20 protein-coding genes and 2 pseudogenes are annotated in these 21,984 nt (G+C 65.7%); 13 read left to right on the forward strand and 9 right to left on the reverse strand.

Annotated features, from left to right (window positions below):
• Nucleotides 1–18 precede the first annotated feature (18 nt).
• Entirely contained in the window at nt 19–1,395 is a 1,377-nt protein-coding gene (locus tag VFW69_RS05710; RefSeq protein WP_526499031.1) for an NADP-dependent succinic semialdehyde dehydrogenase, read from the forward strand.
• Between the two features lie 64 nt (nt 1,396–1,459).
• Here VFW69_RS05710 and VFW69_RS05715 read toward each other — a convergent pair whose 3' ends face one another.
• The 3 genes from VFW69_RS05715 to VFW69_RS05725 form a co-directional block, all read right to left on the reverse strand.
• Complete coding sequence (locus VFW69_RS05715) at nt 1,460–2,395, reverse strand: R2-like ligand-binding oxidase (protein ID WP_526499033.1); 936 nt, start codon at nt 2,393–2,395, stop codon at nt 1,460–1,462.
• A complete protein-coding gene (locus tag VFW69_RS05720; RefSeq protein WP_526499035.1) occupies nt 2,392–3,075 on the reverse strand; it encodes a TetR/AcrR family transcriptional regulator in 684 nt (227 codons plus the stop codon). The genes VFW69_RS05715 and VFW69_RS05720 overlap by 4 nt, the downstream gene beginning before the upstream one ends.
• Nucleotides 3,076–3,213: 138 nt before the next feature.
• Nucleotides 3,214–4,914, reverse strand: a complete 1,701-nt coding sequence (locus VFW69_RS05725) for an acyl-CoA dehydrogenase family protein (RefSeq protein WP_526499036.1) — start codon at nt 4,912–4,914, stop codon at nt 3,214–3,216.
• 124 nt (nt 4,915–5,038) lie between these two features.
• Here VFW69_RS05725 and VFW69_RS05730 point away from each other — a divergent pair, with 124 nt between their 5' ends.
• Nucleotides 5,039–6,019, forward strand: coding sequence for a phosphotriesterase family protein (locus VFW69_RS05730; protein WP_526499038.1), 981 nt, complete (start codon nt 5,039–5,041; stop codon nt 6,017–6,019).
• 122 nt (nt 6,020–6,141) lie between these two features.
• On the opposite strand, the gene VFW69_RS05735 is transcribed toward VFW69_RS05730, so the two are convergent.
• Entirely contained in the window at nt 6,142–6,588 is a 447-nt protein-coding gene (locus tag VFW69_RS05735; protein WP_526499040.1) for a DMT family transporter, read from the reverse strand.
• A gap of 176 nt (nt 6,589–6,764) precedes the next feature.
• Nucleotides 6,765–7,937 carry a phosphatidylserine decarboxylase gene (locus VFW69_RS05740; RefSeq protein ID WP_526499042.1) on the reverse strand — a complete coding sequence of 391 codons (1,173 nt, stop codon included), beginning with the start codon at nt 7,935–7,937 and terminating at the stop codon, nt 6,765–6,767.
• A gap of 316 nt (nt 7,938–8,253) precedes the next feature.
• Here VFW69_RS05740 and VFW69_RS05745 point away from each other — a divergent pair.
• Together VFW69_RS05745 and VFW69_RS05750 are read left to right on the forward strand one after the other, a co-directional pair.
• A pseudogene (locus VFW69_RS05745) lies at nt 8,254–8,325 on the forward strand (oxidoreductase); the annotation flags it as partial.
• A 268-nt stretch (nt 8,326–8,593) separates the two neighbouring features.
• Nucleotides 8,594–8,953: a hypothetical protein gene (locus tag VFW69_RS05750; RefSeq protein ID WP_526499079.1), complete on the forward strand. Its 360-nt coding sequence runs from the start codon at nt 8,594–8,596 to the stop codon at nt 8,951–8,953.
• A gap of 54 nt (nt 8,954–9,007) precedes the next feature.
• Here VFW69_RS05750 and VFW69_RS05755 read toward each other — a convergent pair whose 3' ends face one another.
• Both VFW69_RS05755 and VFW69_RS05760 read right to left on the reverse strand, forming a co-directional pair.
• The gene (locus tag VFW69_RS05755) at nt 9,008–9,706 is read right to left on the reverse strand and encodes an anti-sigma factor (protein WP_526499044.1); all 699 of its coding nucleotides are present in this window, start codon (nt 9,704–9,706) and stop codon (nt 9,008–9,010) included.
• Nucleotides 9,703–10,266, reverse strand: a complete 564-nt coding sequence (locus VFW69_RS05760) for an RNA polymerase sigma factor (protein ID WP_526499046.1) — start codon at nt 10,264–10,266, stop codon at nt 9,703–9,705. The genes VFW69_RS05755 and VFW69_RS05760 overlap by 4 nt, the downstream gene beginning before the upstream one ends.
• Nucleotides 10,267–10,695: 429 nt before the next feature.
• On the opposite strand from VFW69_RS05760, the gene VFW69_RS05765 reads away from it, so the two are divergent.
• The 5 genes and pseudogenes from VFW69_RS05765 to VFW69_RS05785 form a co-directional block, all read left to right on the forward strand.
• A complete protein-coding gene (locus VFW69_RS05765; protein ID WP_526499081.1) occupies nt 10,696–11,232 on the forward strand; it encodes a fasciclin domain-containing protein in 537 nt (178 codons plus the stop codon).
• 116 nt (nt 11,233–11,348) lie between these two features.
• Complete coding sequence (locus VFW69_RS05770) at nt 11,349–13,097, forward strand: cytochrome c biogenesis protein/redoxin (protein ID WP_526499048.1); 1,749 nt, start codon at nt 11,349–11,351, stop codon at nt 13,095–13,097.
• A 129-nt stretch (nt 13,098–13,226) separates the two neighbouring features.
• A complete protein-coding gene (locus tag VFW69_RS05775) occupies nt 13,227–13,796 on the forward strand; it encodes a fasciclin domain-containing protein (RefSeq protein WP_526499083.1) in 570 nt (189 codons plus the stop codon).
• 532 nt (nt 13,797–14,328) lie between these two features.
• On the forward strand, nt 14,329–14,646 hold the full coding sequence (locus VFW69_RS05780; RefSeq protein WP_526499050.1) for a molybdopterin-dependent oxidoreductase: 318 nt from the start codon (nt 14,329–14,331) through the stop codon (nt 14,644–14,646).
• Between the two features lies 1 nt (nt 14,647).
• A pseudogene (locus VFW69_RS05785) lies at nt 14,648–15,166 on the forward strand (hypothetical protein); the annotation flags it as partial.
• 191 nt (nt 15,167–15,357) lie between these two features.
• Here the strand turns inward: VFW69_RS05785 and VFW69_RS05790 are convergent.
• A complete protein-coding gene (locus VFW69_RS05790; RefSeq protein WP_526499052.1) occupies nt 15,358–16,545 on the reverse strand; it encodes an acyltransferase family protein in 1,188 nt (395 codons plus the stop codon).
• Nucleotides 16,546–16,706: 161 nt separating this feature from the next.
• Here VFW69_RS05790 and pgfA point away from each other — a divergent pair, with 161 nt between their 5' ends.
• Both pgfA and VFW69_RS05800 read left to right on the forward strand, forming a co-directional pair.
• Nucleotides 16,707–18,011: a cell envelope lipid trafficking protein PgfA gene (gene pgfA / locus VFW69_RS05795; RefSeq protein ID WP_526499054.1), complete on the forward strand. Its 1,305-nt coding sequence runs from the start codon at nt 16,707–16,709 to the stop codon at nt 18,009–18,011.
• A 21-nt stretch (nt 18,012–18,032) separates the two neighbouring features.
• On the forward strand, nt 18,033–19,751 hold the full coding sequence (locus VFW69_RS05800) for an MmpA family trehalose lipid delivery protein (RefSeq protein WP_526499056.1): 1,719 nt from the start codon (nt 18,033–18,035) through the stop codon (nt 19,749–19,751).
• On the opposite strand, the gene VFW69_RS05805 is transcribed toward VFW69_RS05800, so the two are convergent.
• Complete coding sequence (locus VFW69_RS05805) at nt 19,731–20,897, reverse strand: glycosyltransferase family 4 protein (protein ID WP_526499058.1); 1,167 nt, start codon at nt 20,895–20,897, stop codon at nt 19,731–19,733. The genes VFW69_RS05800 and VFW69_RS05805 overlap by 21 nt on opposite strands.
• A 65-nt stretch (nt 20,898–20,962) precedes the next feature.
• On the opposite strand from VFW69_RS05805, the gene VFW69_RS05810 reads away from it, so the two are divergent.
• Both VFW69_RS05810 and VFW69_RS05815 read left to right on the forward strand, forming a co-directional pair.
• Nucleotides 20,963–21,730, forward strand: a complete 768-nt coding sequence (locus VFW69_RS05810) for a class I SAM-dependent methyltransferase (RefSeq protein ID WP_526499060.1) — start codon at nt 20,963–20,965, stop codon at nt 21,728–21,730.
• Between the two features lie 85 nt (nt 21,731–21,815).
• On the forward strand, nt 21,816–21,984 hold a 169-nt coding region (locus VFW69_RS05815), incomplete at its 3' end, for an aldehyde dehydrogenase family protein (protein WP_526499085.1).

Consider the following 21,984-nt stretch of genomic DNA (forward strand, 5'->3'; position numbering starts at 1 on the left):
GATTGAAGGAGGGCCGACGTGCCCATCGCCACCATTAACCCGGCTACCGGCGAGACAGTGAAGACCTTCACCCCGGCCACCGATCAAGAAGTCGATGCCGCTATTGCCCGCGCTCACGAACGCTTCCTCGACTACCGTCACAACACCACGTTTGCCCAGCGCGCCCAGTGGGCAAACGCGACCGCCGATCTCTTGGAGAAGGAGGCCGACGAGGTCGGCGCCATGATGACCCTGGAGATGGGCAAGACGCTGGCGTCGGCAAAGGCTGAAGCGCTGAAGTGCGCCAAGGGTTTTCGTTACTACGCCGAGAACGCCGAGAAACTGCTCGCCGACGAGCCCGCCGAGGCGTCGAAGGTCGGCGCTAAAAGGGCATACACCCGCTGGCAGCCACTCGGCGTGGTGCTGGCCGTAATGCCGTGGAACTTCCCGCTGTGGCAGGCTGTGCGGTTCGCCGCGCCGGCGCTGATGGCCGGCAATGTCGGCATCCTCAAGCACGCATCCAACGTGCCGCAGTCGGCGCTGTACCTCTCCGACGTCATCACCCGCGGCGGCTTCCCCGAGGGCTGCTTCCAGACGCTGCTCGTCTCGTCCAGCGCGGTCGAGCGGATCCTGCGCGACCCGCGGGTCGCGGCGGCCACCCTGACCGGCAGCGAGCCGGCCGGCCAGTCGGTCGCCGCCATCTGCGGCGACGAGATCAAGCCCACCGTGATGGAGCTCGGCGGCAGTGACCCGTTCATCGTGATGCCGTCCGCGGACCTCGACGAGGCCGTCACGACCGCGGTCAAGGCGCGGGTGCAGAACAACGGCCAGTCCTGCATCGCCGCCAAGCGGTTCATCGTCCACACCGACATCTACGAAGCCTTCGTCGACAAGTATGTCGAGCAGATGGAGGCCTTGAAGGTCGGCGACCCGACCGACCCGGATACCGACGTGGGTCCGCTGGCCACCGAGTCGGGTCGCGACGAGATCGCCAAGCAGGTCGACGACGCCGTGGCGGCCGGCGCGACGGTCCGTACCGGCGGCAAGGCGCCCGACCGGCCGGGCTGGTTTTACCCGCCGACCGTGGTCACCGACATCGCCAAGGACATGGCTCTGTACACCGAGGAGGTCTTCGGCCCGGTGGCCTCGATGTACCGCGCGTCGGGCATCGACGAGGCCATCGAGATCGCCAATGCCACGACCTTCGGGCTTGGGTCGAATGCCTGGACCAACGACGAGGCCGAACAGGAACGCTTCATCGACGACATCGAGGCCGGCCAGGTCTTCATCAACGGGATGACGGTGTCCTACCCGGAGCTGGGGTTCGGCGGCGTCAAGCGATCGGGCTACGGCCGCGAACTCGCCGGCCTCGGCATCCGCTCGTTCTGCAACGCCAAGACCGTCTGGGTCGGCTAGCGACGCAGGCCGTCGAAGCCGGGCGCAGCGGGTCGCCGCCATCAGGCCTAGACGCAGGCTCGAACTAAACGGCCGCCAGCGCCCGCTCGTCCTCGTCGGCGAAGGTGTCCTCGAGCTGCAGCGGCGTGTAGTCGAGGTCGATCTCGCCGACCGGGCGTCCTCGGGCGCTGGAGATGGTGCCGAAGCGTCGCATCCCCTTGTCGGCGGCGTACTGCATGAACTCGTCCACCGACAGGCCGAAGGGCATCGGATCGTAGAGGGCGAAGCCTTCCTCGATCAGGCGCAGGCCGAGCGGCATCAGCTCGTTCATCCGTGTCTCGAAGACGCCCCAGTTGGCGTCGTCGGCGGCAACGTGGCGCCGGCAAGTGAAGGTGCCCCACGCCATGTGCCGTCGCTCGTCATCGCCGATGCGCCGCACCAACTCCTGCATGCCGGGCAGGATGCCGCGTTCCACGCAGATCTTGTGCCAGCCGAAGTAACCGGTCAGCGCCAGCATGCCTTCGACCATGTGGTTGTAGGTCACCGACGCCCGCACCTGGGCGGCCGGCGACGGATCAACCGTCAGCGTGTTCAGGCAGTCCGGCAGCTCCTCGTAAAAGATCGTGCGGTAGGTCGGCACGTCCTCGAGGAAGTTGTGCAGGTCCTCGGTGATGCCGACGGCGTCGAGCCACATGCGGAACACCTGGACGTGCTTTGCCTCCTCGAAGGCGAACTGCGTCAGATACATCTCGTCGCCGAGCCGGCCTTCGGCCCGCATCGCGGCCATGAACGGCTGGATATCCTCGGTCACCGATTCCTCGCCGGCGATGAACTCGGCGCACAGCCGGGTCGCGTAATGCCGTTCGTCCTCAGTGAGGCGTTCCCAGTCCTCGCGATCGCGGGAGAAATCGATGTCGGCCGGATTCCAGAATTTCGCGTTGCCGCCCGCAAACAGCTTGAGCGGCAAGCTGTCCCAGTTGAGACCGCCCTCGGCCATCGATGCTATCCGGGTTCTATTCATGTGACCTCCTCAGATCGTTTAGGGGCTGAGCTGACTGGCGACGCCGAGAAAGCGGCCGCCAGCACCGCGACGAGCCGGCGCACGGCGAGCGCCGGCTGCTCCGGGGTGGGCTCGTCGAGCCCCAGAACCGGATCCAGGCCGCGCATGTAGGGCGCCAGTGCCAGGTGCGGAAAGATCAACAGCAGCAACGACAACAGCGCGTCGGTGTCGGAATCCGCGCGAAGGTCGCCGCGGATGTGCGCTTCGCGGACGAGCGGGCGCATCACTTCCAGGTAGTGACGGTGGATGACGTTCTGCACGCTGACGCGGGCTTCGGTGTCGACCTCCAGGGTCGCGGCGGCGTGCAGCGCGCGTTCGTGCGGATGGTCCGCGAAGTAGGCCACCCACGCGTCGAGCCAATCGGTGAGAAAGTCGAAAAAGGGCCGGCTCGAGTCGAGTTCGCGGATGCGATCCTCCATGTAGGCGCGCACCCGCTGGCTGCCGATGTCGGCGATGAACGCATACAGGTCACGCTTGTCCGCGAAATACTGGAACAGGCTGCCCTTGGCGACCCCGGCGCGGCGTGCGATGACGTTCAGGCTGCCCCGGGAGAACCCATGGGCCCCGAACTCCGACTCCGCGGCTTCGATGATCGCGGCGCGACGGGCGGGATCGACGCGTGCCCAGGTGACCGTTGGCAATGCCCCTCCTCAGCTGAATGACCACTGGTCATCCTACTGTGAGGAAGCTCACAGTCAAGGGGGTTCGACCGTGAGTGCGCGGTTGTCGTCACGCTCGAGCTGGAGTGGGCGGCTGGGCGCACACTCGGCGGACGAGCCTCAGGGACGCATCCGGTATGCGCCGTTCAGCGGCACGACATGGTCCTTCCAAATCTGGTCGTAGCACGCGGGGTCGTGGGCGGGGCGGCGGATCATCCGCAGCGCGAAGCGGGCCTGTTCGTCCGTCGTCGCCGGCTTGTCGGACAGCTCCACGGCGTAGGCGTTGAAGTCGCGGACCAACACGGCGAAGATCTCGTCGATCAACCCCTCGTCGACGCCCGACAGCGCGGCCTCCTCCAGGATGAGTTGGGCGTAGGGCACCGTCGCGAACAACTGACCGACGGCGAAGGCGAAGTCGATGTCCTTCTGCTGCAAGGCATCCGGGGTGGCGCCGGCCAGCATGTCGGCGAGCACGTCGATTTGCGAGCGCAGCAGCGCGACGTTGGGCAGATGCCCGAAGCTGTCGAATGCCGCGCGCCAGTCGTGGAAGCGCACCTTGCCCAGGCCGCCGGTGGGCCCCTGCGCGAACAGGAAGGCGTCGTCGGCGGCGTCGTCGCGCCGGCCGATCAAAGGCAGCGCGCTGTCGGGGGCGAACAGGAAGTTGGGCATGAACTTGCCGAGCAGCCCGATGTTGATGTGGACGGTGCCCTCCAGCCTTGGCAGCAGGCCGATTTCGCGTGTCATCGCCTCGAAGATGGTGTCCTTCTCCACGCCCTTGGCGGCGATGACGTCCCACAGCGCGGTGATGACGCGTTCGCCTTCGCTGGTGATCTTCGCCTTGGTCAGCGGGCTGTACAGCAGGTAGCGGCGGTCCTCGGCCGATGCGCTGCGCATGTAGTCGCAGGCCCGGGTGGCGACCAGCCGCATCGCGACCAGTCGCGCGTAGGCGTCGGTGAGCAGCCGACGCACGTGGGTGAAGTCGGTGACGACGGTCCCGTACAGGATGCGGTTGGACGCGTGGGTGACCGCCTCGTACATCGCGTGGGTACACATGCCGACCGCGCCCCAGCCGAGGTTGTACTTGCAGACGTTGACGGTGTTGAGGGCGGCGTGGAAGGCCTCGGGTCCGCGGTGCAGGATGTCGGCCTCGGTGACCGGGTAGTCGCGCAGCGCGTAGTTGGCGACGAAGTTCTGCGAGTTCACCACGTTCTTGATCACGTCGTAGCGATCATGACGGGAGTCGGCGGCGAAGAACACGTACTCGTCGGTGCCGTCGAACTTCCCGAAGGTGGAGACCATCCGGGCCACGTTGGCGTTGCCGATGTAGTACTTCTCCCCGGTGGCGGTCCAGCCTCCGTCCCGCGAGGGCGTCAGGTTCATGTCGGTCTGGTAGACGTCCGCGCCGTGCGTCTGCTCCGACAGTCCGAAGGCGAAGACCTCGCCCGCCTCGAGCAACGCGGCGGCCTTGCGCTTGGCGTCCTCGTTGGCGCTCATCCAGATCGGGCCCAGGCCCAGGGCGGTGACCTGGAAGGGGTACCAGTAGTTCAGTCCGTAGAAGCCGACGATTTCGGCGAACGCACTGATTCGGTAGGTGTCCCAGCGGCAATCGTCGGCCCCGTAGGCGCTAGGGGTCAGCAACGACGCGAAGATGCGCTCCTGACCGATGTGGTCCAAAAACTCCGAGTACCACACTCGTTCGTGGTCGTCGGACTTCAGCCGGGCCTTGCCCCGGGACTCGAAGAAGTCCACCGTCGCGGCCATGATCTCCCCCGAACGGCGGTCTGGGTACTGGCGTTGCAGGTGGTTCGGATTGAGCAACATGACGTGACTCCCAGCGGGTTCTCGACGAAGACGAGGGTGACGGTACTGCAATAGGGCGGCCGTCGGGGTACCTGGAACAAAACGGCCCTGTTGGTCACGTGCCAGTCGACCTAGCATCAGTGGCGTGTCAGAACTCAATACCGCTCGCGGGTCCATCGATACCGCTGCGTTAGGCGTAACCCTCATGCATGAGCACGTGTTCATCATGACCACTGAGATCGCGGAGAACTATCCCGAAGCGTGGGGTGACGAAGACCAGCGCGTCGCCGACGCCATCAACCGGCTCAATGAACTGAAGGCCCGCGGCGTGGACACCATCGTCGACCTCACCGTGATCGGCCTGGGCCGCTATATCCCGCGCATCGCGCGCGTCGCGGCCGAGACCGAGCTGAATATCGTTGTGGCAACCGGGCTTTACACCTACAACGACGTGCCCATGTACTTCCACTACCTCGGCCCGGGCGGCGAGCTCGGCGGCCCGGAGATCATGACCGACATGTTCGTCCGCGACATCGAGCAGGGCATCGCCGACACCGGCATCAAGGCCGGCATCCTCAAGTGCGCCACGGACACGCCCGGCGTCACCCCCGGTGTCGAGCGGGTCTTGCGCGCGGTCGCCCAGGCGCACAAGCGCACCGGGGTGCCGATCTCGACCCACACCCACGCCGGGCTGCGACGCGGCCTCGAACAGCAGCGCATCTTCGAATCCGAGGGCGTCGACCTGAGCCGGGTGATCATCGGGCATTCCGGTGACAGCACCGACATCGGCTACCTCGAGGAGCTCATCGCGGCCGGCTCCTACCTCGGGATGGACCGCTTCGGCATCGACGCGTTCCTGCCCTTCGAGGACCGGGTGAACACCGTGGCACAGATGTGCGAGCGCGGGCACGCCGACAAGATGGTGCTCTCGCACGACGCCAACTGCTATTTCGACGCGCTGCCCGACGAGCTGGTGTCGCAGGTGATGCCGAACTGGCACTACCTGCACATCCACAACGACGTCATCCCCGCGCTCAAGGAGCGCGGGGTCACCGACGAACAGCTGCACACCATGCTGGTCGACAATCCGCGCCGCATCTTCGAGCGGCAGGGCGCGTATGAGTGAGCCGATCCCGCCGATCGGCACGCAAGGCCTTCGCCATGCCCGCCGCCACCACACGAACCGTGAGTCCGCTCGGCTCGCCACGAACACAAACGCTGCACTGTGCTCTCGCGTGGGGCGACGTTTCAGAATTTAGTGATCAGCACGACCCCCCCGATCATCAGTGCGGCGCCTAGCATTCTCCACAAGCTGATCGGGTGAGTTTCAATGCGGAACCAGCCGAAATGGTCGACCAGCAACGAGGTGATGAGTGCTGCGGTGACCGTGATGCCAACAAAAGAGCCGGCACCAACAGTCGTTACCAGCGTCAACCCGGCGTAGACCTGCACTGCGCCGACAAGCCCGCCGATCACGGCCCACCACGGCATCGCAGCGAGCTCCTGGCTGCTGGGCAGCGGATGGGGCCGAATGAGAAATGCCGCCAAGAAAAAGATCGTAATCAGCGCAAACGATATCGTCGACGCGAGCCAGGGATTGACGATGTGTTTGTAGAGTTGCCCATTCATTGCCGCTCCGCACGTTTGCAATGCGCCACCGAGAATGATGAAGGGGATAATAAACGTCGCGTTCAAGTACCATCCTTCCGACAATCAGCTGCGGGTAGACAAAAGTCGCCGCGACACCCATACATCGAAGCTGTGCGAGCCCGCCGGCGTAAAGTCAATGCCCCAGACTGAAGGTCCTCGTGATCTATCGTCGCTCCAGCCACCGCCGTGGTGCCGGCAGGTTCGGTTGGGTCAAAGTCGCATCAGGTGGCCGAAAGCCGACAGCGCGCCGCCGGCGTACCAACGAGCCGAAATTCCTCGCTTGTGTCTAGGTGGGGATCGACTCCGTCCTGGAAAAGCATGATGATGTCTGACCCGCCGAACTGGAAATAACCGAATTCTTCGCCCTTGGCCATGTGCCGGCCGGGGACCGCGGTCAGCACCACTGACGAGACATGGGCCATGCCGACCGGGATAACCGCCACAATCCCGATGTCGCCGCAGTCCGATTGGGAGGTGTCGATGGTGACAACGCCTCGGGTCTGGGAAAATTCGTACCCGGTGGTGGCGCTGTCGCTGGCGGCGAACTCGTGATCTTCTAGGCCCACCCGCATGAAGACCTTCCCCTGGATCCGAAAGGACTCTTGGACTAGTCCCGCGACCGGCAGGTGAAAGCGGTGATAGGCATGCACCGGCAGCATGTAGTGAACGAAGGTCCCGCGCAAAAAGCTCTCGCTGTACTGGCTGCCTTCGATGAGTTGCTTGATATTGCCGAATTTTTCGTTCTTGATGGTGGTAGCCGGGATGCTCGAGTCGGTATCGATGTCGTAGGCATGTTGGTATTGGCAGTCGGCCGGTGAGGTAACTACCAGGTTGGTGTTCGGCTCAGCGATCGGGCGCAGCCCACCATTGATTTCCCGTGCGATGAACTGATTGGCCGTCAACCATCCGCTGGGCGCATTCGGCGCCCCGTCGACCAGCGACTCGTGCATGCGGTACTCCGGTGCATTGTCGATGAACGACTGCAGGATTTGCGGGCTGAAGGACTCCGGTGAGTCCAGGAAATCCCCCCATTGCCGGGCGAAGTCGGTCAGCCAGTCCCGAAAAACGCCGGAGTCCTGCGGCGGCTCCTCGCCCTCGTCCACCAGAAAGAAGAAGTGCGACATCCGATCACTGACCTCTTGAGCCTGCCGTTTGTCGTTCTTCCAGGCAACAGCATCCGACTCGTGCGGCACCCATCGCACGAAGCGCTTAAGGTAGTCCTCGTATTCGCCGAGATCGCGCGGCCACTGCAGCGCCGCGTAAAGGGATTGGTTCAGTTCCGCCCCGGCCCGCCGGCGGGCCTCCCGCAACGACCGCTCAAGACGATCGACAAGGCCCTGTTCTTTGTCGAGGACGTCGCGAAGCTTCTCGATGACGGTTCCCGGTCCGCTCATATCGTTGCTCCTAGGTCTCGTCAGCGCGCTATCGCGCACCGGCCAACGCGCTCCCCGCACGCCCGCGCTCGGTGTGAGCCGCGGCAGTTAAATACCCCCGCACTTGGTCAGTAAACCGGCGCCGCACTACCCCGGGCGCCGACCTCACGGCGTTGAAGAACGGCGACGTTCGCGAATGGCTCATGCCGCATGGCCACCACCAATCCTCAACTGCGCCAGTGACGCGGCAAGCTCACGTGGCGGCTCGGGAGGTGGCACGCCGATCAGAGACTCCGCCATGGACCTTCATCATGATGCCCCCGCTGAAACAGGCGTCATCGCCGTGCACACCACCGTCCTGTCCGGCATCAATGTGGCGTATCCGCAACGGCAGAACTGGCACGACTGAACGGTGACGACATGACCGTGCTCGACTATCCGGCGTGGCTGCGCATCGACCACTGGCTCAACGTTCTTTTCCTGACCCTGGTAATGCGCAGCGGCGTCGAAATCCTGTCCACCCACCCGAAACGTACTGGCACGACGACAGCAAGCCGGGGGCGCCGTTGCGGTTGCGGGTGGAGACCCAGGTCGGTTTCAAGATGGCGAAATGGATAAGCCAGATCGAGGGTGGCGCGAAGACAACGTCCACTACGACAAGGACGTGGAGATCTGAGATGGCCAACCATGACGCGCCGGTGCGCCCCGAGCTGATCAACTTGAGAAGCGTTGAGCGGGAACGGGTTTTAGAGCTGGTAGCCGTCAGAGGCGGGCACTGTATCGGATGTGGCGCCAACGATTTCACTGTCGGTCACGCCCTATACCTCGGGTTTCTGTTCCTCGACGAGGCCGATGACGCCTTCATGGTGGCGTTGACGTGTCGCAATGCCGACTGTCGCGCACCGCGGACCGGCATCGTAATAACGGCCAACGAATTCTTGAGCGACTACCAACAGATTTCGGACACCGAGGAGATCGCGCGCCGCGCCAGGGCCCGACAAGCTAGCGCAACCTGGGGTGGCTCGGGGTATCAGTGAGCCGGGCGTCGTCAAGCACGCGCAGGCGCCAAACGACGCTGAAAGGCCCGTTGCTTAGCTCAACGGAAGCGTAAGCAATGGCGAGGTAGTTGGTTGGCTCGATCCTCGACCGGGTTCGTTGGTGAGCGCCAAAGTGGTGCTGTGTCCGAGGTCTCGGATTACCGCGGTGGTGGATGGCTTGACGGTTTCGGCGTCCATGGTCCCTGCGGGCCGGGGCCCGTTGGGGTCTATGAGCCACATTTCGTAAACCGTGCCCGAATGCGGCGGGGGGACGTCGGTCATCACGATCACGGCCGCGTTGCTGTGTTGCGATGACAGCATGGTCACGGTGCCGCCGGAAAGTTGGGCTGTAGCGGTGTGCAGGTCCGGCGCTGCCAACACGTGTTCGGTCGTCGATGACGGTGGCGCTGGGCGCAACGCCATGGTGATGCCTGTCGCCACCACCGCGGCGATGATAGCTGCTGCCGCCGCCAGAACCGCGGCACGCCAAGGCTTTTCACGAGATCTGGTGGGCGTGACTACTTCGCGAAGTATCTTGGTTCGCAGCGTCGATGAGGGTTCCAGCTGAGTCGTGTCAGAAAGCGCCGCCATCGCCTTCCATACCGCATGCACCTCGGTGTAAAACGCCTCGGTGACGGACGAAGACGCGGCGGCCACACGCCGTTCAATGTCAGCGCGTTCACTCACCGAGACAGCGTCCAGCGCGTAGGCGGTGGCCAGTTCGAGCAGCAGCGAATCCGACGGATCGGTCATGAGATTTCCAAACAACGACGTAGCGCGCGCAAGGCGTCACGCATCCGGGACTTGATGGTCGAGGTGTTCTGCGCGAGGCGCTCAGCGACCTGAACATAGGTCAGACCTCGATAATAGGCCAATTCGATGCACTCGCGTTGTGTCGCAGTCAGCGCCTGTATGCATCCGATGACGCGGTCGCGCTCGTCATCGGCGATGGCCGCGTCCGCGACGACATCGCGTGGGCGCTCAACATGGCTGACACCGTAGCGCGATTCGCGCTCCGTGGCGGCCTGCTCCGATCGGACCCGATCGATGGCCCGCCGGTGCGCCAGCATGAGCATCCAGGCCAGCGCGCTTCCCGCCGCCGGGTCATAGGCGCGCGCGTTGCGCCAGAGCTGCAGATAGAGCTCTTGGGTCGTTTCCTCACTGTAGTTGGCATCACGAAGGACCTTGAAGACCAACCCGTACACCCGTGCGCGGGTCCGGTCGTAAAGCTGCGTGAAAGCGTCGACGTCATGTTCGGCGACGCGGCGCAGCAACGCGTCAAGCTCGCTGCCCGTGCGCGCCGAACTGCCCATGGCGCGATAGCGTATCGGCTTCGATGGTCGCCGCTGCGCACGCGGGGGCCGTGGCGCCCTCCCCTGCGCCGAAATCACCGCCGCGCCGCCGGTCGCTTCGCATACGGGTGTCGCAACGTTGTCCACCGTCACCGGAATGATTGCGGCGGATCGCATACCCGGTATTCGTCGCCGGACACCCCACGGATGCTGGCCGCACCTGGGTCGGACCCATCCAGGCCCGCGATGTTTCCGAATGACTGCTGTCCGACCACCGATGGCGGCACAAGGCCGCCCGCCACGAAGGAGCCGAACGCAATGAGGAACGATCGGGCAAGGTCAGTCGCTGCCGCAGCCATGGCGGCGGCAGCACTGGTAGCCGGTTTATCAGCATGTTCATCTAACAAGTCGGCGTCTGGGCCGACCACTGCCAGTAGCCCGGCCGGCAGCATGGCCGCATCGGGAACAACATCAGCAACCCCCGATCCGGCGGCCGATCTGGTAGGGGCGGGCTGCGGGGACTACGCGAAACAAAACCCGACAGGCGCGGGATCGGTCGCGGGCATGGCGCAAGACCCTGTCGCTACGGCCGCCTCGAACAATCCAATGCTCACGACTTTGACCTCAGCGTTGTCGGGCAAGCTGAACCCGCAGGTCAATCTCGTCGACACCCTCAACAACGGCCAATACACGGTTTTCGCGCCGACCAACGCGGCTTTCGACAAACTTCCCACCGGGACCATCGACAAGCTCAAGACCGATGCGGCGATGCTCAAGAGCATTCTGACCTATCACGTGGTCCAGGGTCAGACGAGCCCGAACAAGGTCGACGGCACCCATCCGACGCTGCAGGGGGCCAGCCTGGCTGTGACCGGCCAGGGCAACGAGCTCAAGGTCAACGGCGCGGGCCTGGTGTGCGGCGGGGTGCACACCGCGAACGCAACGGTCTACATGATTGACACGGTGCTCATGCCTCCCAGCCAATAACTCCTCCAGCGCACCAAATAAAAGGCAGCCGGGCCTGAAAGCCCGGCTGCCTTTGCGTCTGCCACTAACTCAATGCGCCGCGCGATCCACGACTGGTCCGGCGACGAATACCAGTCATGGTGACTCTTGCGCTGATCGGCTTCCTCGGAGGCTTGATCACCGGCGTTTCCCCGTGCATCTTGCCGGTATTACCGGTGATTTTCTTCTCCGGCACCGACCAGCGCTCCCCCAGCCAAGGACAGCAAGGAGGTGGTGAGTCCGAGTCGGCAACCAAGACGAAAAGCTCAACGAGGCAACGGTTCCGTCCCTACTGGGTAATCGGCGGCCTTGTCCTCAGCTTCAGCGCTGTCACCCTCGTCGGATCGACCGTGCTGTCCCTGCTGCGGTTGCCACAAGACGCCGTCCGGTGGGCAGCGCTGGTCGCCTTGGTCGCGATCGGGCTCGGCCTGATCTTTCCCCGGTTTGAACAGTTTCTCGAGAAGCCCTTTGCGCGCCTCCCGCAAAAACAAACACACAACTACGGCAACGGGTTCGGTCTCGGCGTGGCGCTGGGCGTACTCTACGTACCCTGCGCCGGCCCGGTATTGGCTGCGATCATGGTCGCCGGCGCGACGGCCAGGATCGGCACGGGCACGCTCGTGCTGACATGTGCCTTTGCCTTCGGCGCCGGACTGCCCTTGTTGGTGTTCGCGCTGGCAGGTCGGCAAGTCGCACAACGGGTTAACGCCTTTCGGGCTCGCCAACGCCAGCTCCGCATCGCCGCGGGAATCGTGACCATCTTGCTCGCGGTGGCGCTCGTCTTCGACCTGCCCGCACTGCTGCAACAGACCATTCCCGACTACACTAGTTCGTTGCAAGCCAAGATCGCGAGCGATCATCGGATACAGGAAAAGCTGGACTTGGGCGGGATCGTCAACGACGAAAATGCCCAGCTGTCACACTGCAGCAATGGAGGCACCCAACTCGAAAACTGCGGCCCAGCCCCCAATCTCAAAGGTATCGCCGCCTGGCTCAACACACCGGGTGATCGACCGATCGACTTAAAGGCACTGCGCGGCAAGGTTGTATTGATCGACTTCTGGGCTTATTCGTGCATCAACTGCCAGCGCGCCATCCCCCACGTCGTGGGCTGGTACAACACCTACCACGACAATTTCGAAGTCATCGGAGTGCATACCCCCGAGTACGCGTTCGAGAAGGTGCCCGCCAACGTCGCCAAGGGTGCCGCAGACCTCGGCATCACCTACCCCATCGCGCTCGACAACGGCTATTCGACCTGGACCAATTACCGCAACCGCTACTGGCCGGCAGAGTATCTGATTGACGCCACCGGTTCGGTGCGTCATATCAAATTCGGCGAAGGCGATTACAGCGGTACCGAGAAGCTTATCCGGCAGCTAATCGCCGACTCCGCCCCCGGAACGCGACTTCCGCCACCGACAGACACCGCCGATGACACCGCCCCGGCGCAACACACCACTCCCGAGACGTACTTCGGGGTAGGCAAAGTCATCAATTACCGCGGTACCGGCCAATACGACGAGGGCGCACTGGTTTTCGATTATCCCTCGACTCTTCCCGCCGATAGCTTCGCCCTCAGCGGCCCATGGTCACTGGACTACCAGGGCGCAACGGCCAACAGCGACGAGTCCAGCATCAGACTCAATTACCACGCCAACAAGGTTTATCTCGTCGCCGGCGGAACCGGCACCATCACTGTGACACGTGGCGCACAATCCACCACCGTGCCCATCTCCGGGGCGCCGACATCACATCTGCTGGTCGCAGACGACCACACCGAAACCGCAACACTCGAGGTACACCTCACCAAAGGCCTCCAGGCGTTTTCCTTCACCTACGCCTAATGGACGCTGATCGAATCGCTCGAGCAATCCGGACCCGCCGCGGTTCCGAATCACCTATGCCAGCTGCCAACACGGCGGCACAGGGCTCTCGCAGATAACCAAGGAGCGAACACAATGAAATTGACCAAAATGCCACTAACGGCCGCGGGTCTAAGTGCAGCCACCATCGTTGGTGTTGCACTGGCCACCGCGCCCATGGCAACAGCAGCTGACTTGGTCGGCCCCGGATGCTCGGACTACGCCACCGCACACCCGTCGGGGCCGGCATCCGTGCAGGGGATGTCACAAGACCCCGTCGCGGTCGCCGCGTCCCACAACCCGATGCTCACCATGTTGACCGCTGCGGTATCCGGCCAGCTCAACCCACAGGTGAACTTGGTCGACACCCTGAACAACGGCCAGTACACCGTTTTCGCACCAACCGATGACGCATTCAACAAATTGCCGCCCTCGACGATTGACCAGCTCAAGACCAACTCCTCCATGCTGACCAGCATCCTGACCTATCACGTCGTCCAAGGTCAGCTGAGCCCGGCCAGAGTCATCGGCAGCCACAAAACGCTGCAGGGCGCCGACCTGACCGTCACCGGCCAGGGCAACGCTCTCAACGTCAACAACGCCGGTGTGGTGTGCGGTGGCGTGCCTACCGCGAACGCTACGGTCTACATGGTCGACACCGTTTTGATGCCGCCGGCATAGCTTTCTGCAAAGCATCGGTGGGAGGGCGCATTCGGGCCGTGAACGGCGCAAATTGTGTGCCGTCGTAACCGCACCGTAGATGCTTTCCGATTTAGGCGCGTCGCAACGTAACACCGACATCCCTAAGGAGCTTAGAGGCCGACACCTCGACACCACTGACTCGAATCCAGCTGCACCACAACGTGTTTCGCGGCGATCGATCGCATCGATTCCGCATCAGCCGTCAATCGCGTTCTAACCTTCGTGGTTGGCTTCGCCCTGGACACACTGTTTCCTGGTGGTGAATCGGGATCTACCTGTGTTGCGCCCTGACACGAGCGGACCACCGGTGGGAGAAACAAGGTCTGAACTCCCCAGCCGGTGCGGTGTAAACCATGCCGAAGCGTCACATCGGCGCAGCTGCACGATAGGTGGTGCCCATGGGTGGCTTCGACCGACGGAGACGCTCGGGTTGGTCGCCGGCGGTACGGTGCTGACGGCCTTGATCGCCGCAGGACAGACGATCTCCGGCTTGACGCGTCACCTTCCGCTGATGCTGTCCACCGTTGACGTGCAGGGCTGGTCCACCGTGCAGAGCTGGCGCGGGGTTCGGCTGGGGGAGCTGGCCGTACTGGCCGGAGTGTCGGCACCGCGCTCTGCGCTGGTGTCATCGCCAGACAGGAAAGGTTGTTTCAACCGCGTTGCCTTGCAAGCCAACCAGATCGGCCACCCCGACGCGATGATTGCGCTACAGCTCAACGGCGCGGACATCTCACTTGACCACCGTTGCCCCGCGCGGATCATCATCGCGGCACCACCGGGAGTTCACACCACCAAATGGGTGAGTTCCATTGACTTTCGGGCGACTTAAGATGGCCATCCTATCGGCGCGCTTCCGCGGTATCTATGGATCACATCCGGGACACCTGTTGACCATGGCGGCCGGGTTCGCATTGATCGGCTATCTGGTCGTCACTGCCGGGCCCGCCACCCTGTGGAAACCGCAGGACGGTTGGTGGAAATCAATGACGCTGTGGTTCGCCGCGGCGATAGTCTTCCATGACCTGGTGCTCTTCCCGATCTACTCGCTCGCCGACCGGGTTCTGGGTGCGCCGAACAACCGACGGCCCCCAGCTCGTGTGTCGACGCGCAACCACCTGCGGGTGCCCGCACTGGGCTCTGGGCTGATTCTGCTCAGTCTTTCACCGGACATCATCATGCAGGGTGCAGAGAAATACTTTGAAGGCACTGGGCTGACCCAAGAACATTTCCTCGGGCGTTGGCTCATGCTCACGGCTCTCATGTTTGGCGCCAGCGCCCTTATCTACGGTATGCGCCTGTTGTTGGCTCGCCAAAGCAACAACGGGACAGCGAAAGTGGGCTGCGTTGACGGCTCAAGTGAGATCGGAAGTCAGTGCCGCCAGGCGCTGGTCAATGCTGGTTGTCTCCCAGGTCGCCTCGCTGTCGGCGAACGTATTCAATGGAGCGCTTGGCGGCCACGGAAGCCGGCTGACCCTTGGGGGGCGCAGGGCTTCAAGGATCCGCCGAGAACGCGGCCGGTCGATTGGATGGACCGCACCGGCTAGGGCGCGATCGCGTCCGCCTCGGCGTCGACCTGGGGAGTTTCGCCCGGTTTCTCGCGTTTCTCCCAGCGACGCAACGCTTCTCGACACGGCGACTCGACCAGCGCGTAGCTGACCGCGGCGATCGCAAAACCGAAGATCAGCGTCAATGCCAACACCGTGGGCATGCGGCCGGTGAACGGGAACGTCCCGAGCACCGGGAACACCATGGCCAGCGCCGCCAGGTGCCACACGAACAACCCGTAGGACCAGCGCCCCAGGGTCACCATCGCGGTGGTCCCCAACAGGCGATGCGGCGTGTCCACCCGGTCCAGCACCAGCGGCGCGACCAGCGCGAAGGCCACCAGGGAGCCCATCGCGGTCTTCACCGCGAACTGGGCCGGGGTGCCGGGCACCAAACCTTCGGGACCGGCCAGCGGCGACGCCGCGATCAGGTAGGAGATGACCGCGACGGCGGCCATCACCACCCGCCCCACCTTTTTCTGCGCTACGCGCACTGGCAATCCGATCCCGCTGTGAACCCACTCGGCCAGCAGCATGCCGGCGGCGAACCACGAGAAGAACGCCGGCGGCCAGTTCAGGGGGTTGATGCCCGAGGCGGATCCGCCCCCGAACAGGGGCACCCAGCCCCACGCCCAGCTCAGGGCCCCCAGCGCGGCGATCGCCGGCACCCGGGCCCGGACCGGCAGCCTGCGGGCCAGCAGGGCGAGAATCGGCAATGCCAGGTAGAAGCTGACCTCGACAGACAGGCTCCACATTTGGGTCAGGCCGCCGGTCAGCGTCAGCGGCACGTAAATCTGGGTGAGCGTCAGGTTGGCCAACCACACCGTCAGGCTGGCGTGGTCGGCGTCGGGCAACAGGGTCAGGATCACGACGACGGCGACCACATAGGCGGGCATGATGCGGACCACCCTGGACCGCAGGTAGTGGCCGGTGCCCGGGCGGGGTCCCAGATCCCTTGCCGCCGCGGCATGTCCGCGCCACAGTAGAAAACCCGACAGCGCGAAGAAGACCGCCACGGCGAGGTCGAAGCGGCCGAACAGCCTGCCGCTGGCGCCGCTGGAGTGCCCGGTCTGGAACGCGACGTGCGTGACGACGACGCCCATGGCCGCGCAGGCGCGCATGCCTTCCACGGCCGGCAGGAAGCTGCGGACCCCGCCCACCCGCTGGTCATCGCTCACCACCACAGTTTGCCTGTGCTGCGTTGCCCGGCGATTGGAGGACCGAGCAACAGGTTCGTAAGCCGCTGCCTTACTTTCTGCTGTTAGGGTCGAACGAGTTTGCCCCGGGCTGCTGCTCGGGTCGGGTCGCGGCTGATGAAGCAAGGAATCGAGGAGGGCACGGCGACGTGAACCGAGCAGTCATGTTGCGGTTCGCCGCATGCGGGATCATCGGACTCGGAGCTGCCCTGCTGATCGCCGCGCTGCTATTGACGACGTACACCACCAGCAGGATCACCAAGGTTCCCCTGGACGTCGACGCCACGCTGGTCGGTGATGGCGCCGGGACCGCACTCGACTCCGCGTCGTTGTCGACCGACCACGTCGTCGTCAACCAGAACGTGCCGCTCGTCTCCCAGCAGCAGATCAGCGTCGAGTCGCCCGCCAACGGCGACGTGGTCACGCTTCAGGTCGGAAGTTCGTTGCGGCGCACCGACAAGCAGAAGGACAGCGGGCTGCTGCTGGCGATCGTCGACACCGTCACGCTCAATCGCAAGACCGCGCTGGCCGTCTCGGACGACACCCATGCCGGCGGCTCGGTTCAGAAGCCGCGCGCCGTCAACGACGAGAACCCGCCCACCGCGATGCCGCTGCGGCACGACGGGCTGTCCTATCGGTTCCCGTTCAACACCGAGAAGAAGACCTATCCCTACTTCGACCCGATCGCGCAGAAGGCGTTCGACGTCAACTACGAAGCCCAGGAAGACGTCAACGGGCTTTCCACGTACAAGTTCACCCAGAACGTCGGGTACAACGCCGACGGCAAGCTAGTGGCCCCGGTGGCGTACCCGTCGCTGCTGGCCGGCAACGAGGACGCCAAGCAGACCACGTCGGCGTCGATGTGGGGCGTCCAAGGAGGCGATCCGAACGAGCAGATCGCCATGACCCGCTACTACGCGGCGCAGCGCACGTTCTGGGTGGATCCGGTGTCGGGCACCATCGTCAAGCAGACCGAGCACGCCGATCACTATTTCGCCCGCGACCCGCTCAAGCCAGAGCTCACCCTGGCCGACTACAAGGTCACCTCGAACGAAGACACCGTCGAATCCCAGGTCAACGCCGCCCGCGATGAGCGCGACCGGCTGGCGCTGTGGTCGCGGGTGCTGCCGATCACGTTCACCGCGGTCGGCTTGATCGCCCTGATCGGCGGTGGGCTGCTCGCCTCGTTCAGCCTGCGCAGCGAGAGCGCGCTGACCGACCCCGGCCTGGACCGGGGCGACCAGGACTTCTTCGGCCGCAGCGGCCTCGAGGAGCCGGTGCCCGGCGCCGAAGCCGAGACCGAGAAGCTGCCCACCCAGCGTCCCGAGGCGCGTCAGGAGTCCGGCCCGCCCGGCTCCGATCCACCGGGCGCACCCGGGTCGGCCGGCCCGGACGAGCCCACCGCGGCGAAACGGGCCGAGCCCAATCCGCCCGGGCCGCACGACCGGGAATAGCCCGGCTCGGATGCGTTAACCGTGCGCTGGACCCGACCCGCGTACGCACTGGTCTTGGCGCTGCTGGTGGTCGGGCCGCTCCTGGCGCCCGGGTATCTGCTGTTGCGCGACGCGGTGTCGACGCCGCGCTCGTATCTATCCGACACCGCGCTGGGGCTGACGTCGGCGCCGCGCGCCACCCCTCAGGATTTCGCGGTGGCGCTGGCCTCCCATCTGGTCGACGGCGGCGTCGTGGTGAAGACCCTGCTGGCGCTCGGGCTGTGGCTGGCGGGGTGGGGCGCGGCCCGGCTGGTCGCGGTCGCGCTACCGTGCGCGGGCGCTGCCGGCCAGTTCGTCGGTGCCACCCTGGCGATTTGGAATCCCTATGTCGCAGAACGGCTTCTGCAGGGTCATTGGAGCCTTTTGGTCGGTTACGGCTGCCTGCCCTGGGTGGCCGCGGCCATGCTGACGCTGCGGACGACGGCGGCGAGCCGGTTCGTGTTCTGCGGGCTGGCCTTCTGGATCGCGCTGGCCGGGCTGACCCCGACCGGGCTGCTGCTGGCCGCGACGGTGGCGCTGGTCTGCGTGGTGGCTCCCGGTACCGGCCGGGCGCGCCGGTGGTGCGCCGCGGCGGCGTTGGGTGCCGCGCTGGTGGCGGCGCTGCCCTGGCTGACGGCGGCGGCAATGGGCGCGTCGCTGTCCGCCCACACGGCGGCGAACCGGCTCGGCGTCGAGGCGTTCGCGCCCCGCGCCGAGCCGGGCCTGGGCACCCTGGCCAGCCTGGCCAGCCTCGGCGGCATCTGGAACGGTGACGCGGTACCCGGTTCGCGCACCACGCTTTTCGCGGTGTTCTCGGCCGTGGTGCTGCTGGGTGTGGTGGCGGTGGGTCTACCGACTGTCATCCGGCGCAGGGTGGCGGTGCCACTGCTGGTGTTGGCGGCGGTGTCCGTGCTCGTCCCGGCGGCGCTGGCGACCGGTCCGGGCCTGCAGCTGCTGAGCGCGGTGGTCGACGCCGTGCCCGGTTTCGGGGTGTTCCGTGACGGCCAGAAGTGGGTCGCGCTGGCGGTGCCCGGCTATGCCCTGGCGGGTGCCGGCGCGGTGGTGACGCTGCGCCGGTGGCTACGGCTTGCCGGGGCCGCCGCCCCGGCGCTGGTCTGTTGCCTGACGCTGCTGCTGGCGCTGCCCGACCTGGCCTGGGGTGTGTTCGGCAAGGTGGTGCCGGTGCGCTATCCGCGCGGCTGGACCGCCGTCGCCGCGGCGATCGACGCCCAGCCGGGCGCGGTCGCGGTGTTGCCCGCCGGCACCATGCGGCTGTTCTCCTGGTCAGGCCCTGCACCGGTGTTGGACCCACTGCCCCGCTGGGTGCGCGCCGACGTGTTGAGCACCGGTGACCTGGTGATCTCCGGGACGCCCATTGCCGGGGAGGGAGTGCACGCCCGGGCGGTGCAGGAGCTCCTGCTGTCCGGGCCCGATCCGGCGGCGCTGGCCGCCGCCGGGGTGGGCTGGCTGGTGGTGGAATCGGACAGCGCCGGCGACATGGGGGCCTCCGCCCGCACCCTGGGCGCGCTGGCCCCGGTCTATCGGGACCACGAGATAACGCTCTACCGGATCGGCGGGCAGACCCCCGGAGTGTCGGCCGGGCGGCGGACGGCGACGGTGGTCGCGCATCTGGCTTGGCTGGCGATGCTGATCGGCGGTGCCACCGGCGCGTTCATCGGTGCGTGGCGGCGTCGCGCACGCTCAGTCCCGCCCGGTGACTAGCCCGTTGACCGTGCGGCCGGCCTGCACCGCTTCCAGCACGCCGCACATCGCGTCGGCGCTCTGCGTCCAGGAGAATTCACCGCTGCGGGTGTGCGCCTTAGCGCCCAGTTGATCGCGCAGCACCGAATCGGCGAGCAGTTCTTCAAGCCGATCCACCAGCTCGGCGTGGCTGTCCACCAGGATCCCGGTCACCTCGTCGACGATCGAGTCCGACAGGCCGCCCGAGGACCGGTAGCCGATGGTCGGCACCCGGTGCTGGGCCGCCTCGACGACCGCCAGGCCCCAGCCCTCCTTGCGTGAGGGCAGCAGGTGCACCCAGGCCCCTTGCAGGACATGGTGTTTGGTCACGTCGTCGACATGCCCGTGGAACGTCACCGCCGAACTGATGCCGAGCCGCCGCACGTGCTCGACGAGCCGCTCGCGCCACCAGCCGTCGCCGACGATATCGAGGTGCAAGCCCGGGATCCGCGGCAGCAGACGCGCAACCGCCTCCAGGGCGTCTTCGATCTGCTTGTGCGGTACCAGCCGTGACAGCACCACCACCCGCGGCGCCGCCGACCGTGGGCCCGTCAGCGATTGCGCCGGCGCCCGGTCGAGGCCGTTGCGCACCACCGCGATCTGCGAGCCGTTGACGCCCAGCGTGACCAGGTCGCGCGCGGACGGAAGCGACACCGTGACGTACTGGTTATACCGGTTCACCAGCGGCGACAGCGTCGACTCGACGAACCAGCCGAGCCGGCCGAGCACCGGCCCGGCCACCGGCCACTGCTCGCGGTGGCAGTGATGCACCAACACCACCACTCGGCGGCCGTAGATCAGCCGGGCCAGGAAGGGCAGGCCGTTCTGGGTGTCGACGACCACGTCGGGCCGCACTTCGCGCAGCGGCCCGACCCCCAGCCGGGCCGAGGCCATCGCCAGCAACGCCCAGACGTACACCGAGTAGCGGCCGCCGACCCGGTTGATCCCCACGCCGTCGACGACCTCGCGTCGCGGCACTCCGGGATAGCGGGCGGTGCGCAGCGTGACGGCGATTCCCGATGCGGCCAGCTGCGCGCCGATGCGCTGCAGATAGGCTTCACTGCCGCCGCCCTGCGGGTGCCCGGTATCGCGCCAGCACAGCAGCAGCACGGAGCGCAAGGAAGACATCGAGCGTCAGAATAACCGGCGATGATGTGCACCGGGCGGCGCCACACATCCGTAGGGTGTGGCCGGTGGCGGCCACCGACATCTTCGCGCGCCGGGCGACGCTGGCCCGCTCGCTGCGGCTGCTGTCGGAGTTTCGCTACGAGCAGCCGGATCCGGCCCGCTTTTACGGCGCCCTGGCGGCCGATACCGCGGCCATGGTGAGCGATCTGTGGCGGACCGCCCACGGCGAGCCGCTTTCCGGCCGCACGCTGCTCGACGTCGGCGGCGGCCCGGGCTACTTTGCGGCGGCCTTCGCCGATGCCGGCGTCCGCTATGTCGGGGTCGAACCCGACCCCAGCGAGATGCACGCGGCCGGGCCCACCGTCGCCGGGGGGACGGGGACCTTCGTGCGCGCCTCGGGAATGGCGCTGCCCTTCACCGAGGACTCCGTGGACATCTGCTTGTCCTCCAACGTCGCCGAGCATGTTCCGCGGCCCTGGCAGCTCGGCGCCGAGATGCTGCGGGTGACGAAGCCGGGCGGGCTGGTCGTACTGTCCTACACCGTCTGGTTGGGGCCGTTCGGCGGCCACGAGATGGGCCTGACCCATTACTTCGGCGGCGCCCGCGCCGCCGCCCGCTATGCCCGCAAGCACGGCCATCCACCCAAAAACGACTACGGGTCGTCGTTGTTTGCGGTGTCGGCGGCCGAGGGGCTGAGCTGGGCCGAGAACACCGGGTCGATGGTGGCCGCATTTCCCCGCTACCACCCACGATGGGCATGGTGGCTGACGGGTGTGCCGATGCTGCGCGAGTTCCTGGTGAGCAATCTGGTTCTGGTCCTCCAACCCCAATAGTGAAACGTGTTCTCGTTTCGCGTCGGCTTGGGTAGGGTGGCGCCCATGCCCGCCAGAGCGGAGCGATGAGGAGGAGCGGCGGAAGATGACCGACATCAAGACCGAATACGACAAGCTTTTCATCGGCGGCAAGTGGACGGAGCCGTCGACCTCTGAGGTGATCGAGGTGCGCTGTCCGGCCACCGGCGAATACTTCGGCAAGGCACCGCTGGCGGCGGCGGCAGACGTCGACGCCGCGGTCGCCGCGGCGCGTG

Origin of the sequence: Mycobacterium sp. (assembly GCF_036273375.1) — a bacterium.
In the GTDB taxonomy this organism is placed as follows: Bacteria; Actinomycetota; Actinomycetes; order Mycobacteriales; family Mycobacteriaceae; genus Mycobacterium.

Bases quoted from the DNA above. Each gene is read 5' to 3' on its own strand.
- VFW69_RS05715 (WP_526499033.1), bottom strand. From the start codon at position 2,395: ATGAATAGAACCCGGATAGCATCGATGGCCGAGGGCGGTCTCAACTGG.
- VFW69_RS05725 (WP_526499036.1), bottom strand. From the start codon at position 4,914: ATGTTGCTCAATCCGAACCACCTGCAACGCCAGTACCCAGACCGCCGT.
- VFW69_RS05740 (WP_526499042.1), bottom strand. From the start codon at position 7,937: ATGAGCGGACCGGGAACCGTCATCGAGAAGCTTCGCGACGTCCTCGAC.
- VFW69_RS05750 (WP_526499079.1), top strand. From the start codon at position 8,594: ATGGCCAACCATGACGCGCCGGTGCGCCCCGAGCTGATCAACTTGAGA.
- VFW69_RS05755 (WP_526499044.1), bottom strand. From the start codon at position 9,706: ATGACCGATCCGTCGGATTCGCTGCTGCTCGAACTGGCCACCGCCTAC.
- VFW69_RS05760 (WP_526499046.1), bottom strand. From the start codon at position 10,266: ATGGGCAGTTCGGCGCGCACGGGCAGCGAGCTTGACGCGTTGCTGCGC.
- VFW69_RS05765 (WP_526499081.1), top strand. From the start codon at position 10,696: ATGGCCGCATCGGGAACAACATCAGCAACCCCCGATCCGGCGGCCGAT.
- VFW69_RS05770 (WP_526499048.1), top strand. From the start codon at position 11,349: ATGGTGACTCTTGCGCTGATCGGCTTCCTCGGAGGCTTGATCACCGGC.
- VFW69_RS05775 (WP_526499083.1), top strand. From the start codon at position 13,227: ATGCCACTAACGGCCGCGGGTCTAAGTGCAGCCACCATCGTTGGTGTT.
- VFW69_RS05780 (WP_526499050.1), top strand. From the start codon at position 14,329: ATGCTGTCCACCGTTGACGTGCAGGGCTGGTCCACCGTGCAGAGCTGG.
- VFW69_RS05805 (WP_526499058.1), bottom strand. From the start codon at position 20,897: ATGTCTTCCTTGCGCTCCGTGCTGCTGCTGTGCTGGCGCGATACCGGG.